Origin of the sequence: Gordonia sp. McavH-238-E, from assembly GCF_022348225.1 — a bacterium.
GTDB lineage: Bacteria > Actinomycetota > Actinomycetes > Mycobacteriales > Mycobacteriaceae > Gordonia > Gordonia terrae.
In genome coordinates, this window is record NZ_JAKRFE010000006.1 from 171,081 (window position 1) to 184,766 (window position 13,686).

Below are 13,686 nucleotides of genomic sequence, written 5' to 3' on the forward strand. Positions count from 1 at the left end.
GGCCGAGCAGGGGCGGCTTACTCGGCGACCGTGAATTCCATCGTGCTGGGCCCGACCTCGTTCTGGGTCAGGGCGCGTCCGGCTTCCTCGAGTGTCTCGAAAGCCTTGACGTAGGGCGCCATCCCGCAGAGTTCGAGCGGGCGGGTCACACTGCGGCCGCCGACAACCACGACCGGGACGAATCGTCGACCGGCGTCGTCGATGAAGGACCGCAGGAGGACCAATCCAACGGTCCCGAAGAAGTTCAGGCCGGAGAAGTCGAGGACGATGCCGTCGACGGGACCGCTGATCACCCGATCCAGCGCAGCCGCGAAATCGGCGGCGGAATCGCGATCGACGCTCCCTGAAAAACCTTGTACGCAATACGATTTCGGTGACACGAACTGGTGTGGGTGTGTCTTCGGCGCAGGTTCGGTCGCGGGATCGAAGGCCGAACGGAAGGTGGTCGAAGAAGTGAGAGCCATGATGTTCTCGTTTCGGTAAGTGCGCGTCTGGCCCGACCGTCACCTCTGGATCGAAGGCCTTGATACTCCACCGAATATGGTTGGGAGTAACCCAAGTTCACGACTGTCGAAAAAAGATCGACACGTGATGGTGGGAAGCGAAGAGGCCCTGGGCGCCTGCCGCTTAGAACGCAGCTGCTACCTGAACCGCATCTCTTACCCTACGTTGCGCGAGCACGGCGTACAAGGTTGTGCCCACTTCGGCAGTTTCTATGCGCCGAGTTCCTGCCACACACCGCTCTGACCAGGCCGCACCCGGCGTGGCTGGACGCTGTCGTACGACCGTGGTTGGCTGGACTCGGATATGCGTCGAACCCGTGCGCACATCATTCATGTTCTGGTTGCGGCACGAGGTCTGCGCATCAGTTCTCGTGCTGTCTTCTAAGTCTGGTGGTGAGAATGGCGTCGGGAGACCGGGGCGATCACGACGATTACGGTGACGTCCTCCCTTCCCTGCGTGCGATGCACGAGGAGAAGGACGACGATCGTCGTGCTCGACTTCGGGACGAGGTCATCGCGCGGTGCCTGCCCCTGGCGGATCATGTCGCGCGGCGGTTCTCCGAGCGTGGCGAACCCATCGACGATCTGCGTCAGGTGGCGCGGATCGGTCTGATGCATGCTGTCGACCGGTTCGACGTCGAGCGCGGCAACAACTTCCTCGCCTTCGCGGTGCCGACCGTGATGGGCGAGGTCAAGCGCTATTTTCGGGACAGCACCTGGTCCATCCGCGTACCCCGGCGTGCGCAAGAGGCCTCGCTGAACATCGCCAAGGCAAGTGAAGAACTCTTGCAGACCCTCGGTCGGTCGCCACGCCCGAGTGAGATCGCCAAGCATCTGGACCTGCCCGTCGGCGAGGTCATCGAGGGCATGGTCGCCCGGTCGGCGTACACCGCGAGTTCGATCGACGCCGAGGCCGGCTCGAATACCGACGGCTGGACCCTTGCCGACACCCTCGGCGACGAGGACGCGCGGTTGGAACTCGTCGAAGAATTCGTCACGCTGCAGCCCGCACTCGAGCGGCTCACCGAGCGCGAGCGCACGATTCTCACCCTGCGGTTCTTCAAGTCGATGTCGCAGAGCGAGATCGCACGCGAGGTGGGGATCTCTCAGATGCACGTGTCGCGCCTGCTGACGCGCATTCTCGAGACCTTGCGGTCCGAGGTCGTCGTCGAGGAGGACGAGGCCGAGGACGACGACACCCCGCAGGCCGACGGTGAGCGCGCCGCGGCGAAGGGCCGCGGCACGCCTCGCGGGTTCACGGCTTGAGGATCACCTTCACCATGCCGTCGTCCTTCCGCTGGAAGGTCTCGTAAGCCTGCGGGGCCTCGTCGAGCGGCAGTTCGTGGGTGGCGAAGGTGTCGACGCCCAGCGGATCGTCGTCGGTGAGCAACGGCATGATGTCGTCGACCCACCGCTTCACATTGGCCTGCCCCATGTGCAGCCGGATCTGCTTGTCGAACATGGTCAGCATGGGAAGCGGGTCGGCCGCGCCGCCGTAGACCCCGGACAGCGAGATCGTTCCACCGCGCTTGACGATGTCGATCGCGGAGTAGAGCGCACCCAGCCGGTCGGTGCCCACCTCGGACATCGCCTTGCGGGCCACGGCATCCGGCAGCAATCCGACGACGCTCTGCAGCGCTTTGTTGATCGGCGATCCGTGGGCCTCCATGCCGACGGCGTCGATGACGGCGTCGGTACCCAGCCCGCCGGTGAGGTCGCGAATGGCGTCGCCGACATTGTCGACGGCGTCGAAGTTCACGGTCTCGATACCGCGGGCCTCCGCCCGGGCCAGCCGTTCGGGTACCCGGTCGACACCGATGACCCGAGCGCCCTGGTGCGCGGCGATCCGGGCGGCCATGTCGCCGATGGGGCCGAGGCCGAGCACGGTGACGGTTCCGCCCTGGGGGATCTCGGCATAGGCCACGGCCTGCCAGGCCGTGGGCAGCACATCCGAGAGATAGACGTAGCGGGAATCGGGCTCCTCCAGCGGCACCTTGATGTGGGTGAACTGGGCCTGAGGTACGCGTAGGTACTCGGCCTGCCCGCCGGGGACCGAGCCGTAGAGCTGCGAGTAGCCGAACAGCGCGGCGCCCGTCCCCTGTTCGGTGACGCGCGTCGTCTCACACTGCGTCATGAGCCCGTCGTGGCAGAAAAGGCATGAGCCACACGAGATCTGGAACGGTATGACGACCCGGTCGCCAACGCGGAGGTCGCCGGTCTCACTGCCGACCTCTTCGACGATCCCCATGGGCTCGTGCCCGAGGATGTCGCCGGCCTGCATGAACGGACCGAGGACCTCGTACAGATGCAGATCGGATCCGCAGATGTTGGTCGAGGTGACCTTGATGATGGCGTCGGTGGGCTCGATGATCTTCGGGTCGGGCACGGTGTCGACCGACACGTGTCGTTTGCCCTGCCAGGTCACTGCGCGCATTCTCAGGCCTTTCCCTCGTTGTGTCCCCGGTTGTGACGATGACCCTCGTCGTGCATCTCTTCCAGACGGTCGTCCCGTCCTCGCTCGCTCTTGCCGGCGTGTTCCACCGGGAAGTCGTGAAAGCGCTCCTCGTATCGCTCGGCTTCCTCGGCAGTGGTCTCCGGCTGGATCGGGTCCTGATGGGCACGATCACCGTCTCGGGCGGCGCGTCGTCGGAGCAGGACGCGGCTGCCGATCAGCAGGCCGAGCGCCACCAGGCCGACGAGGACGGCGCCCACCGCCAGCCATACGGTCGCGTCGCGGTCGCCCGCGCCGGCGGCGATCGCGAGGCCCGCGAGCACCAGCATGAGTCCGAGGCAGACGAAGCCGAGGAGGCCGATGGCCTTCAGCCCTCGTGACTTTCGTGCCGGACGCCGGGCGATGGCCTCGCGCGAGGCGACCTCTCGGTCGGGTGTCAGATCTGGCATGGTGCACTCCCTGCGCTGTCTGGTTGTGGCTCGGTGGCCGACGTGGCTGGACGACCGGCCTCGGTGCGGACGGTGTACCGCGACGGGGCGACAACGAAACGTCGTGGTGCGAACCGTCCGCCGGAATTGGGACGGAAAGAGATGTCAATCTCATCGGGTCCGAGTGCTGCGAATTGCTCTGCTACCGTGGCCAGACGTGTTGGGGGCACGCTCAGCGCGGCGAACGACTCGAGCCGCGGTTTGGAACACGGATTCACGGGGCACTCATGACCAGACCAGCCGAGATCGGCACCACCAAGCAACGGGCGAAGAAGACTCATTTGATGACCGATTCCGACGCGACGTCCCAGCTATCGATCGACGGCGGTACGCCGACGATCCTGCGGGTTCCGGCCGCCACCGATCGCCTCGCACTGATACGAGGACTGGTCGAGACCGCTCTCTACATCGACGACTGGGCACTCGACGACGTCATCGACGCCAAGGTGGCCGTGGACGAGATCTGCTCTCAGATCATCTCCGCCGCAGCCGAGGACTCGTCGATCGAGCTCACGCTGCGTCTGTCATCGCAGGGCGTCGTCGGCGAGATCCGCGGCGAACTCGTCGGGGGAGTGACCCTCAAGCAGTCGACGTTCGGCTGGCGAATCGTGCAGACCGTGACCGACACCCACACGATCTCCTACGACGAACCGTTGCCGGACTCGGAGTCCCGCGGCGTCGTCATCCGGTTCTCGAAGTTCCGCCGCTGATCAACCTCCAATCATCGTCGGCAGCATCGTAGGTCGCCAGACCGCGTTCGGCGAAGGCGCGCAACCATCCCTCCATCGGCCACGTGCCCCAACGCCGGTAGAAGACCCGGGCATTGCGGAGAATGTCGTCGAGATGCTCGACGGGGGGATTCGATACCGGGTGGTGTTGGTGATACGCATGGGCTCCACCCACCCAGGCTATGCGAAAACCGTTCTCCCGCGCGCACATCGCGAAGTCGGTGTCCTCACCGCCGTATCCGCGGTAACCCGGGTGGAAGCCGCCGAGTGCGAGCCAGTCGGAGGTCCGCACGGCGAACGACAGCGACCAGAAGAGCATCAGTTCCGACGAGAGTTGCGTCTGTCCGCACGCCGGTGCCGGGCGTGCCGGGTGTGGGTCGGTGAATCGAGGGAGCTCACGAGCCTCGAAGGTCGGCTGATCGGCGGGCAGATAGGTGACCGGGCCGCAGTAGAGGAGCCTGCGGTCCGGCGTCGCCGCGCAGGCCTGCAGGTAGCGTCCGAGCATGTCGGGACCGGGAATGCAGTCGACGTCGAGGAACGCCAGGATCGACGCTCCCGCCGCGATCGCGGCCGCCGCTCCGGCGTTGCGCGCGTCGGCGAGTTGGAGTGTGCCCGGTTCGTCGACACCGACATGGATGACGTGCACCGGATGGCCCTCGACCACCGTGGTGACGTCGGGATCGTCCATCGCCACAATGATGTGGACGTCGGGCCGGCTGGACGAGTGAGCGAAGGCCTCGAGTTGGCGCCGCAGGTGGAGATGTCGCCCCGCCACGATGGTGATCACCGCGACCACCTCGGGGGAGCCTGTCATCGGCTCGCGACCGCTTCGATCGCGCGGGCGGCCCGCCCGGCGGCACCCGCGGTGTGCCAGCGCGACCACGCCGGCGACGAGTCCCCGACGGTGTCGAGGATCGATCGCCATCTCTCGGCGTCCGGCCACGTCGACGTGACGAGCGCCAGTTCGGAGCGCGAGAGCGTGTCGCCGGTCGCCCGCTGTTCGGCGAACGGTCGGTCCTCGGGGATCACGACCGCCGGACGGCCCGCCGCAGCGGCGTCGGCCACGCTGCCCTGACCTGCGCCGATGACGGTCACCCGGGCGCTGCAGAGGAAGGGCCATGGGTCGTCGACCCATGTATCGAATGCCGGTCCGAGTCCGACGACGGTGCGCCCCGGCAGCTCGTCGGCGAGAGTGGTCGCCGGGTGCGGCAGCCCGTGTTCCCCGCCGGCACCGGTGAGGACCAGCACATCCGAGGCGAACGTGGGGTGTGAGACGGGAAGTCGGCCGTCGAAGCGGGAGATGCCCCCGGTGAAGACCGTCTTCGACAGATGTTCCCGGAGCCACTCCGGCTGATACAACTCGGCAGGCCAGGGCGCGATGATCGCATCGGCCGCCCGGTAGGCGAGCTGATGCGGCAGGTCGTCCCGGACCCCGGGCTGCGCCGTCACGATCACCGGCACTCCGAGCAGCCGGAGGAACAGGGTGACCTCGACCGAGACGTCGACGACGACGGCAGCCGGTGTGCGCTCGGCGACGAACTCCGCCACCTGCGCCATGCGCGTCCGCAGCCCGGCGTCGTGCCGTGGAGCCCAGTGCAACAGGCCGCTCACGGCGACATCACTCGGCTCCGGGTCGGCGTCGTCGCGGTCGAGGGAGATCACCTCACTGAACGCCGGATCGCACAGCGACGCGCTGGTCAACGCGACGACGTCGGTGCCGATCTGCCCGGCGACTGCGGTGGCGCGGGAACAGTGTCCGCGTCCCTGATGGTGCACGTAGTAACCGATCACGCCGGTACCTGGCGGGTGAGCGAGTCGGTGCCGAGGGTGGAACGACCGGCGACCAGATCGGCGTAGATGTCGGAGTACCGGCCGATCATCGCGGTGTCGGAGCAATGCTCCTCTGCGCGACGGCGGACGAGTTGCCGGTCGATGGTGAGCGCTTCCTCCGCGGCGACTGCCAGCGCATCGACATCGCCCGGCGGGACGAGGACACCGGCGTCGGCGCCGACGATCTCCGGGATGCCTCCGCGCGCGAAGCACGCCACCGGGGTGCCGCACGCGAGGGACTCCGCCACCACGAGGCCGTACGGCTCGTCCCACACGGGGCTCACCAGGGTCGCGCCGCAGGAACCCACCAGCCGGGCTAGGTCGTGTTGGTGGAGGTGCCCCTCGTAGTGGACGAGGCTGCCCAGGGAGGGGGCGATCTGTTGCTCGAAATACGTTGCGTCGCTGATGGGTCCGGCCAGTCGGAGCCGCCGTCCGGCGCGCTGCGCGGCCTCGATCGCGAGATGCGCACCCTTCTCCGGGACGAAACGGCCGAACCAGACCAGATCGTCCCCGCCGGGACCGGCGGGCCAGCGGTCCAGCTGAACGCCGTTGTGCACCACCGGGATGTCGCCGAGAACATGTGACCAGGACTGCGCCGTGTGCCGGCTGACCGCAACGCAACGCGTATCGGGCGCGAGGGTCAGGGCCGACTCGAGCCACGGCGTCGGCGGAGTGTGCAACGTGGTGACCATCGGGGTCTGCACCGCAGGCCCCATGGCGACCGGGAGGTAGTGCAGGCTGTGATTGTGGATCACGTCGTAGTCGCCGGGGTTGCGCGTGAACGAGAGCATCAGCGACAGATACGAGTGATGATCCTGCAACACTTCGAGCTGGGGCATCGACACATCCGAGCGTGCGGCCGCGGATGGCTCGAACAGCTCGGCGCGCAGGCGATCCGAGTCGACCGGGAGATCGCTGCCGTCACCTGCGAACAGCGTGACCTCGTGTCCGGCGAGCGTCAGCGCGCGGGTGAGATGCCAGACATGGGCCTCGAGTCCGCCGGCGAAGGGCTGGGCGATCGGGTAGCGGCTCGACGCGACGATGGCGATCTTCAGGGGGTCACGCATCCAGAATCCGGGTGTAGAGGGCGGCGTGGTGTTCGGCGAGCGACTGGCGCTGGGCGCGTCGTTCCGGCCACAGTGCTGCCGACGGTCGAGCCGTATAGGCCTGCGCCAGAGCGGCAACCAGCGAGTCCGGATCGAAGTGGTCCGCGGTGAACTCGTAGGACAGGCAGTCCTGCTGCTCGCGATAGAAGCCGCAGCTCGGTGCGATGACGGCGGTACCGAGATCGTGGCAGGCCTCGAGCCAGCCCGAGTGCGTGCCGAACCGGTACGGAAGTACCGATACGGACAGGCTTCGCAGATAGTCCCACAGCTGGTCGTCGGTGAAGTAGTCGTGAACCCGCACGCGCGCGTAGGGATGCCGCGACAGCGCCAGAGCCGTCGTGCCGAAGTCGGGGTTGTACGCGTGGGTCCCCGGGACGAACACCTCGTCGTGCAGGTTGATCTGGACGGTCATGTCCGGGTAATCGGCGGCGGCCTCGAGCAGGCTCATGATGACCGGCAACGGATCCATGTTCGCGCGGATGCTCTTGGCGTGGACCCCGACGACGAACTCGTCGGTGTGCGGTTCTCGCGCGCCGAATTTTCCCGGTGGCACGACATGCGGGTGGGGGAGAACGGTCGCCTCCCGGTGCCAGCGGCGTGTGATCTCGGCGGCCGCGCCGGGGGTCAGCGTCACCACCTCGTCCGCGGCGGGCACGAGGATGTCCAGTACCTCCTCGTGATGACCCGGCTCGGCGTGATGCGGATTGCGCAGATCGTGCAGCGTGTAGACGAGCGGCTTGCCGTGGGTGCGCAGTTCGTCGATGACCGCCGACATCGTCGCCGGCTCGATGGCGTCGAACCCGAAATGGAGGTGGAACACATCGAACTCGTTGTGATGTCGCGCGATCCAGGCGGGATCGAGCATCAGCGGTGGCCACCACCGACCCGGGACCATTTCGCCGTCGGCCGGCGCCGGGTCGGGCAGGCGCACCACCGACACCGGTCCGGTGTCGAGATCGCTGACCGCCCCGTTGAGCGGAGACAGGTGTCGGACATACACATGGGATTGCGGTACCGACGCAACGCGCACGCGGGTGGTGCCGACGTCCGTTCGCGGGCGGCAACCCGCCGACATGACCGACCGGTCTCGTGTCGTGCTCACCCCCGTGGTGTCGAGGGTTGCTGTTCCGTTGGGCTGCCCACTACTCACTGCCACATCCGTTCACTCGGGTCGCAACGGCTGTGTTCTCAACCGGGCCTGCGCGATCGCGGCTTCGCAAGCCGCCGACGACTGCCGAATTCCGGCAAGTTCTCGTGCGGGCCGAGTTACCCAGAACGGCGTCGGTCGAAACCGTCGACGAAAGCGGCGAGCGGTGTGGTGATCAGTGTGAGTTCGAGTGTGGGGTCCCCTGGCCGTCGGTACGGTGCGCGTTGAGCAGCAGGTGGTCGAAGGACTGCCGGACCGGGTCCGGCAGCACCACGTATTTGTGGACCCCGGTGACGATCGACCGAGCGAGTTCGTTCACCTTGACGTTCGCCGTCTGCGATCGCCACCGCATGACCTCGAACGCGCGATCGGCGCTGACCCCGTAGGCCAGCGAGATCATGCCCTTGGCCTGTTCGATGACGCCCTGGTGCTCGCGGAAACGCGCGACGTGCTCGTCGACGCGATCCTTGACCGCTTTCTCCTCGATCGCCGTCAGGTCGAGATAGAAGCCCTCGGCGCCGACGACGGCTCCGGCCTCGTCGGTCAGTTGCTGCGAGACGACCGCGACGTATCGGATCTGACCCTGGGTGTCCACGATGCGGTGTCGGCTCGAGAACGGGATGCGGCGCTCGAGCATGGTCGCGAGCAGTTGCTCGAACGACTGCCGATCGTCTGGGTGCTTGTGCCCGGCGATCAACTCGGTCGTGGGAGTGACCTCGCCGGGCCGGTACCCGTGCATCTCGGCGACCTCGTCGGACCACTCCCATTCCTGGGTGTCGAAGAGGAATCGAAAACTGCCGACATGACTGATACGGGACTCGCCGGCGGTGTGATCGTTGGCGTCTGTCACCCTCACCCCTACAAACCACAAACTCAACAAGGATGCCAGCGGTCTCGGGCGAAAAATGAGCTTACCTGGCTGTCGTGCCGAGCGGGAATCGGCCTGGTCCGTGTCGTCGTGCCGGACTCGCGGAGATCGTTTCGGCACCGTGTCGCCCGGGTACCAGCGTGCGCGTGGGCCGGCGGCGCGCGACGCGCTCCGACCCGAACACCGAATCCGGTCACGACGAGGAGGACGAGAATGAGCACCGACAACGTGGGTGACAGTGCGACAGCAGCGACCGAGGGCATCAACCCCGATCTGACGTCGACGGCGGGTTTCGAGGACCTCGACGAGGACCGTCTCGGACGGGATCCGCTCGAGGAGGGCATGGATCCGCCGGAGGACTGGTCGGCCAGCGACCGCACCGGAACGACCGCCCGGGAACAGCGCGAAGGGGAGTCCCTCGACGACAAGCTCGACCAGGAGATTCCCGACGAGCATCCCTGAGCCGCGTGCGGGGGCCTCAGGTGATGTTTCCGGCTCCGCCCGCTCGGGCATCCGCCGCCCATGAGTGACGAGAATCCCGAGCACGTGGCGAAGACGATCCCGTACCCCGGGGAGACCGACGAGATGGGTGATCGCCCGCGCGACGAGATGCGGGATTACCGCGGACGCGATCTGCTCGCGGGCAAGACCGCCCTCATCACCGGCGGTGACTCGGGGATCGGCCGAGCGGTCGCGGTCGCCTTCGCCAAGGAGGGCGCCGACGTCGCCATCGCCTATCTGGAGGAGGACAACGATGCGCGGCACACCGTCGGACTGATCGAAGCGGAGGGGCGGCAGGCTCGCGCCTATCGCGGCGACCTCGCCGACCCGGCGCATTGCGCGGACGTCGTGAGGCGAACCGTCGATGAACTCGGAGCGTTGGACATCCTGGTCAACAACATCGCCTACCAGGAGATCGTCGACGACTTCCTGGAACTCACGCCGGAGCAGTGGCGCCGCACGTTCGCCGTCAACATCGACAGCTTCTTCCACACCACCCGCGCCGCCGTCCCGCACCTGACCGGCGGCGGCGCCATTATCAACACGTCGTCCATCAACGGCCTGCGCGGCAACGACAGTCTCATCGACTACTCGGCGACCAAGGGAGCGGTTCTCGCGCTGACCTATTCGCTCGCACAGTCGCTGATGGAGCGGAAGATCCGCGTGAACTGTGTCGCTCCCGGCCCGGTCTGGACGCCGCTCATCCCGGCCACGATGCCTGCCGACGCGGTCAAGGACTTCGGTACGCAGGCGCCCATGGGGCGCGCCGCCCAGCCCGACGAGATCGCGCCGTCATACGTGTTCTTCGCGGCCGAACAGCTGTCGTCGTACTACACCGGCGAGGTCCTCGCGCCGATCGGCGGCGAGACGCTCCCGGGCTAGGCGCGGGTTTCAGGGCACCGGGAGCGGTGCCAAACTGTTCCCGCGCGGCAGCGAACCGCAGTTGCTCTGCGTCGGAGCACCTGCGAACCGCTCCGTCAGGTATTGCAGGGCAAGGGGTTCGAACGGCAGGAACGCCTCCTGATGCGTGAGGCCGTTGATCTGGCGGTATGTGATGTCGACGCCGCGTGAGCAGTACTCGTTCGCCAGGCCGATGACGTCGCCGGTGATCATCAAGGTGTCGCCGATCGCGTTGTAGTGACCCACCGCGAGAAGCATCTTCGTCGACGGGGTGCCCGACCGGCCCATGATGTTGTCGTTGATCGCGCGCACCACCTGCGGCACGTCGAGCAACCCGGTATAGGCCGGCTTGACCATGTCCGCGCTCGTGAGACCCGCGTACTTCGACGCGAACTCCGAGATGCACTCGTCGCTCACGTCCTGGGCGACCTGCTTGCCGCGTGCCGACAGGAAGGTCGAGGTGTCGAGGCGGTAGGTCCGCTGGTAGGCGACCACCAGTGCCGGGATCACGCCCGCCCACTTCGCACTGCCGTTGATGTACGGCAGGTTGTGTGCGAGGTCCACGGGCAGGCCGCCGGCGGCGGCGCCGACGATGTTGAGTTCGGGCGCGTATCGCGGCGCGACCTCGGCGCCGAACTGCGTCGGGATCGACCCGCCGGAATAACCGACCAGGCCGACGGGGGTCGACCGCGGCAACCGCAGGAACGACTGCGCGGCGCGCACGCCGTCGAGCGCGGCGTACCCCGACTGGCGGCCGATGGTCCACTGCAGCTTCTCGCCCTCGTAGTCGGGCACCACGACGGTGTAGCCGGCCGCGAGATAGCCTGCGATGACGCCTTGTTCGGCGGTCGCGGTGCCGTTGGTGTAGCCACCGCTGAGTGTGTAGGACGGGTCGCACTGCGAACCCAGCGCGTCGTAGGCCATGTGGTACGAGACCAGTCGGGTGGGGCCCGGGGTCAGCGGTCGGAGCACCGTCGCGACCGTCACCACGCTCTCGCCGAACTGGTCGGTGGTGCGATAGAGCACCTGCGAGCCGGTGATCGGTGTGGACAGCGTCGGTGTCCGGAATTGCATGGGGCGGCTGCGGAGCACCGCGCCGGGTGCCACCCCGGCCAACGAGCCGTTGTACGAGTAGAACGGATCGGCCGACGGAAGCGGCGAACCCGGGCCGGGTGCCGCCTGCGCGGGAGGTGCGCTCGCGAGCACTCCGGCGATCACGCCGACGACAAGACCGATGACTCCCACGCGCAGCCAACTCGTGCGCACCCCGAACGACATGGCTCATCTAAACATCGAATGGGCCGGGATGGGAGAGGTCACCCAACAGCGACGTCGTCCACCGCACCGCTCATGTGGTCAGCTTCGCCAGTGCGGGCTCGAGGGCGTCGACCGCCCACGGAACCGAGTACACCGTCGGCGAGCCGAACGCGGAGGCGGTGTCGTTCGTCAGGAAGACCGTCGCGCCTGAGCGGACCGCGGTCAGCGAATCCCATCCCGGGATCGTCCCGAAGACCTCGGGTCCGCCGACCAACGGCCAGAAGATCAGCAGATCGGAGCCGAGCAGATCCACCCGTTCACTCGAGACGACGACACGCTGGCCGTTGTCGGACAGCCCGGTGACCGCGGGGTCCAAGCGCAGGCCGACCTCCGCGAGGAGCTTGGCCGACGGGTCGTTGTCGGAGGTGACGACACCGAACTGCCGCTCTGGGGTCAGCTGGCCGAAGGTCGCTGTCTTGCCCTGTGCTGCAGGGTATTTCTTCTTGACCGCGTCGATCTTCGCCTCGACCTCGGTCTGCGCTTCCGACGCCTGCTCTTCCTTGTCGAAGATCTTTCCTGCGGTGCTCAACACCTGCTGCCAGGTGTCGTTGACGGTCTCGGTGCTCATCACCGGGATGGTCGGCGCGATCTTGGCGAGGATGTCGTACGCCGCACGATCGGGCAGGTACCCCGCCAGGATCAGGTCCGGATCGAGTTTCGCGATCTCGGCGACGCCCGGCGAGGCGCCGACATCGACCGGGATGACGGTGGACTCGTGCGGTGGGGTCCACGCGAATCGGTTGCCCGGACCCGAGTATCCGGCGGAGACGAACTCGGCGGTGATGGGGACATCCAGTCTGATGAGCGAATCGGACCAGGCGGTCGCGCCGGTGAGGGTGACCACCCGCTCAGGCGTGCCCTCGACCACCGTCGACCCGTACTGATGGTCGACGGTGGTCGACTCGGTCGAGTTCTCGCCGGAGTTCCCGTCATTCCCGGACGAACATCCCAGGGCGAACACGAGCACGGCGACGAGCAGGAACGGGACGGCGAGATACCGCTTCGGATGCATGCAGGTTAGGTTAGGGTAACCAATCATCCGAATCAACCGCGGCTGTCGTCCCGGCGGCAGGTGAGGGTTGTTCCGTTGCGGGGTCGGTCCGGCCGCCGACCCCGCTGGTTCTACGTTGGACGGATGAGCAGACCGACCAAAATCGCATGGGCGGCCCTCGTGGCCATCGTCGTCGTCCTCGGTGTCGCCGTGCTCATCGACCGCGAACCCGCCCCCGCGCCCGCGGACACCACGGTCGCCAACGATCGCCTGGTGCGCCCGGACAGTCATCGCCTGACGGCCCCGGCCGACGAGCGCGCGCGATTCGTCGAATTCCTCGATTTCGAATGCGAGGCCTGCGGCGCGGTCTACCCGATCATCGAGGACCTGCGGCGCACGTATGGCGACCGGATCGCCTTCGTGGTCCGCTACTTCCCGATGCCCGGCCACGTGAACGCCGAGCGAGCGGCCCGTGCCGTCGAAGCCGCTGCGGCACAGGGCAGATTCGAGCAGATGTACCAGCGCATGTTCGCCACCCAGGCGCACTGGGGTGAGCAGCGGGTTCCTGCCGACGATGTGTTCCGCGGTTTCGCAATCGACCTCGGACTGGACATGCCAGCGTTCGACACCGCGTACAACAGTCCGGCCACGCTGGAGCGGATTCGCGCCGACGTCGCGGACGGGCTCGCCCTGGGCGTGCAGGGCACCCCCACGTTCTTTCTCGACGATCAGCGCCTCATGCCGAACACCATCGACGACCTCACCGGTGCGGTGCACCGGGCGGCCACCGCCTGAGGTATCCGGGCGGCGAGACCGGGCGGCTCCTGAATTCAAACATGGGATGTTAGGTTGTTT

Annotated in this window: 15 protein-coding genes; 5 read left to right on the plus strand and 10 right to left on the minus strand. The window is 67.1% G+C overall.

Annotation, left to right across the window (positions count from 1 at the left end; all coding sequences use genetic code 11):
- Positions 1-17: 17 nt before the first annotated feature.
- Positions 18-464 carry an STAS domain-containing protein gene (locus MHN80_RS10650; RefSeq protein WP_101819613.1) on the minus strand — a complete coding sequence of 149 codons (447 nt, stop codon included), beginning with the start codon at positions 462-464 and terminating at the stop codon, positions 18-20.
- A gap of 438 nt (positions 465-902) precedes the next feature.
- Between MHN80_RS10650 and MHN80_RS10655 the strand changes: the two genes are divergently transcribed.
- Positions 903-1,769, plus strand: a complete 867-nt coding sequence (locus MHN80_RS10655) for a SigB/SigF/SigG family RNA polymerase sigma factor (RefSeq protein WP_239401445.1) — start codon at positions 903-905, stop codon at positions 1,767-1,769.
- On the opposite strand, the gene MHN80_RS10660 is transcribed toward MHN80_RS10655, so the two are convergent.
- Both MHN80_RS10660 and MHN80_RS10665 read right to left on the minus strand, forming a co-directional pair.
- Positions 1,759-2,937 (minus strand): zinc-dependent alcohol dehydrogenase, encoded by a 1,179-nt coding sequence (locus MHN80_RS10660; protein ID WP_239401447.1) that lies wholly within the window; start codon positions 2,935-2,937, stop codon positions 1,759-1,761. The two genes, MHN80_RS10655 and MHN80_RS10660, sit on opposite strands and share 11 nt — an antisense overlap.
- 2 nt (positions 2,938-2,939) lie before the next feature.
- A complete protein-coding gene (locus MHN80_RS10665; RefSeq protein ID WP_239401449.1) occupies positions 2,940-3,404 on the minus strand; it encodes a hypothetical protein in 465 nt (154 codons plus the stop codon).
- 323 nt (positions 3,405-3,727) lie between these two features.
- Between MHN80_RS10665 and MHN80_RS10670 the strand changes: the two genes are divergently transcribed.
- Positions 3,728-4,153 carry an ATP-binding protein gene (locus MHN80_RS10670; RefSeq protein WP_239401451.1) on the plus strand — a complete coding sequence of 142 codons (426 nt, stop codon included), beginning with the start codon at positions 3,728-3,730 and terminating at the stop codon, positions 4,151-4,153.
- On the opposite strand, the gene MHN80_RS10675 is transcribed toward MHN80_RS10670, so the two are convergent.
- The 5 genes from MHN80_RS10675 to MHN80_RS10695 form a co-directional block, all read right to left on the minus strand.
- Positions 4,125-4,985, minus strand: a complete 861-nt coding sequence (locus MHN80_RS10675; RefSeq protein ID WP_239401453.1) for a glycosyltransferase family 2 protein — start codon at positions 4,983-4,985, stop codon at positions 4,125-4,127. The two genes, MHN80_RS10670 and MHN80_RS10675, sit on opposite strands and share 29 nt — an antisense overlap.
- Positions 4,982-5,962 (minus strand): hypothetical protein, encoded by a 981-nt coding sequence (locus tag MHN80_RS10680; RefSeq protein ID WP_239401455.1) that lies wholly within the window; start codon positions 5,960-5,962, stop codon positions 4,982-4,984. Before MHN80_RS10680 ends, MHN80_RS10675 begins: the two co-directional genes overlap by 4 nt.
- Complete coding sequence (locus tag MHN80_RS10685; RefSeq protein WP_239401457.1) at positions 5,959-7,068, minus strand: glycosyltransferase family 4 protein; 1,110 nt, start codon at positions 7,066-7,068, stop codon at positions 5,959-5,961. Before MHN80_RS10685 ends, MHN80_RS10680 begins: the two co-directional genes overlap by 4 nt.
- The gene (locus MHN80_RS10690; protein WP_239401769.1) at positions 7,061-8,182 is read right to left on the minus strand and encodes a glycosyltransferase; all 1,122 of its coding nucleotides are present in this window, start codon (positions 8,180-8,182) and stop codon (positions 7,061-7,063) included. Before MHN80_RS10690 ends, MHN80_RS10685 begins: the two co-directional genes overlap by 8 nt.
- Positions 8,183-8,429: 247 nt before the next feature.
- Positions 8,430-9,104 carry a PAS and ANTAR domain-containing protein gene (locus MHN80_RS10695; RefSeq protein WP_239401459.1) on the minus strand — a complete coding sequence of 225 codons (675 nt, stop codon included), beginning with the start codon at positions 9,102-9,104 and terminating at the stop codon, positions 8,430-8,432.
- Between the two features lie 231 nt (positions 9,105-9,335).
- Here MHN80_RS10695 and MHN80_RS10700 point away from each other — a divergent pair, with 231 nt between their 5' ends.
- Both MHN80_RS10700 and MHN80_RS10705 read left to right on the plus strand, forming a co-directional pair.
- Positions 9,336-9,584 carry a hypothetical protein gene (locus tag MHN80_RS10700; RefSeq protein ID WP_004022279.1) on the plus strand — a complete coding sequence of 83 codons (249 nt, stop codon included), beginning with the start codon at positions 9,336-9,338 and terminating at the stop codon, positions 9,582-9,584.
- 60 nt (positions 9,585-9,644) lie between these two features.
- Positions 9,645-10,505, plus strand: coding sequence for an SDR family oxidoreductase (locus MHN80_RS10705; protein WP_239401461.1), 861 nt, complete (start codon positions 9,645-9,647; stop codon positions 10,503-10,505).
- Positions 10,506-10,514: 9 nt separating this feature from the next.
- On the opposite strand, the gene MHN80_RS10710 is transcribed toward MHN80_RS10705, so the two are convergent.
- Positions 10,515-11,801: a lipase family protein gene (locus MHN80_RS10710; RefSeq protein ID WP_239401463.1), complete on the minus strand. Its 1,287-nt coding sequence runs from the start codon at positions 11,799-11,801 to the stop codon at positions 10,515-10,517.
- 70 nt (positions 11,802-11,871) lie between these two features.
- Positions 11,872-12,852 carry an ABC transporter substrate-binding protein gene (locus MHN80_RS10715; RefSeq protein ID WP_239401465.1) on the minus strand — a complete coding sequence of 327 codons (981 nt, stop codon included), beginning with the start codon at positions 12,850-12,852 and terminating at the stop codon, positions 11,872-11,874.
- Positions 12,853-12,975: 123 nt separating this feature from the next.
- On the opposite strand from MHN80_RS10715, the gene MHN80_RS10720 reads away from it, so the two are divergent.
- A complete protein-coding gene (locus MHN80_RS10720; RefSeq protein WP_239401467.1) occupies positions 12,976-13,626 on the plus strand; it encodes a DsbA family protein in 651 nt (216 codons plus the stop codon).
- The last annotated feature ends 60 nt before the right edge of the window (positions 13,627-13,686 follow it).

Coding starts and splice junctions, on each gene's coding strand:
- MHN80_RS10650 (WP_101819613.1), bottom strand. CDS start 464: ATGGCTCTCACTTCTTCGACCACCTTCCGTTCGGCCTTCGATCCCGCG.
- MHN80_RS10655 (WP_239401445.1), top strand. CDS start 903: ATGGCGTCGGGAGACCGGGGCGATCACGACGATTACGGTGACGTCCTC.
- MHN80_RS10660 (WP_239401447.1), bottom strand. CDS start 2,937: ATGCGCGCAGTGACCTGGCAGGGCAAACGACACGTGTCGGTCGACACC.
- MHN80_RS10665 (WP_239401449.1), bottom strand. CDS start 3,404: ATGCCAGATCTGACACCCGACCGAGAGGTCGCCTCGCGCGAGGCCATC.
- MHN80_RS10670 (WP_239401451.1), top strand. CDS start 3,728: ATGACCGATTCCGACGCGACGTCCCAGCTATCGATCGACGGCGGTACG.
- MHN80_RS10675 (WP_239401453.1), bottom strand. CDS start 4,985: ATGACAGGCTCCCCCGAGGTGGTCGCGGTGATCACCATCGTGGCGGGG.
- MHN80_RS10685 (WP_239401457.1), bottom strand. CDS start 7,068: ATGCGTGACCCCCTGAAGATCGCCATCGTCGCGTCGAGCCGCTACCCG.
- MHN80_RS10690 (WP_239401769.1), bottom strand. CDS start 8,182: ATGTCGGCGGGTTGCCGCCCGCGAACGGACGTCGGCACCACCCGCGTG.
- MHN80_RS10700 (WP_004022279.1), top strand. CDS start 9,336: ATGAGCACCGACAACGTGGGTGACAGTGCGACAGCAGCGACCGAGGGC.
- MHN80_RS10705 (WP_239401461.1), top strand. CDS start 9,645: ATGAGTGACGAGAATCCCGAGCACGTGGCGAAGACGATCCCGTACCCC.
- MHN80_RS10710 (WP_239401463.1), bottom strand. CDS start 11,801: ATGTCGTTCGGGGTGCGCACGAGTTGGCTGCGCGTGGGAGTCATCGGT.
- MHN80_RS10715 (WP_239401465.1), bottom strand. CDS start 12,852: ATGCATCCGAAGCGGTATCTCGCCGTCCCGTTCCTGCTCGTCGCCGTG.
- MHN80_RS10720 (WP_239401467.1), top strand. CDS start 12,976: ATGAGCAGACCGACCAAAATCGCATGGGCGGCCCTCGTGGCCATCGTC.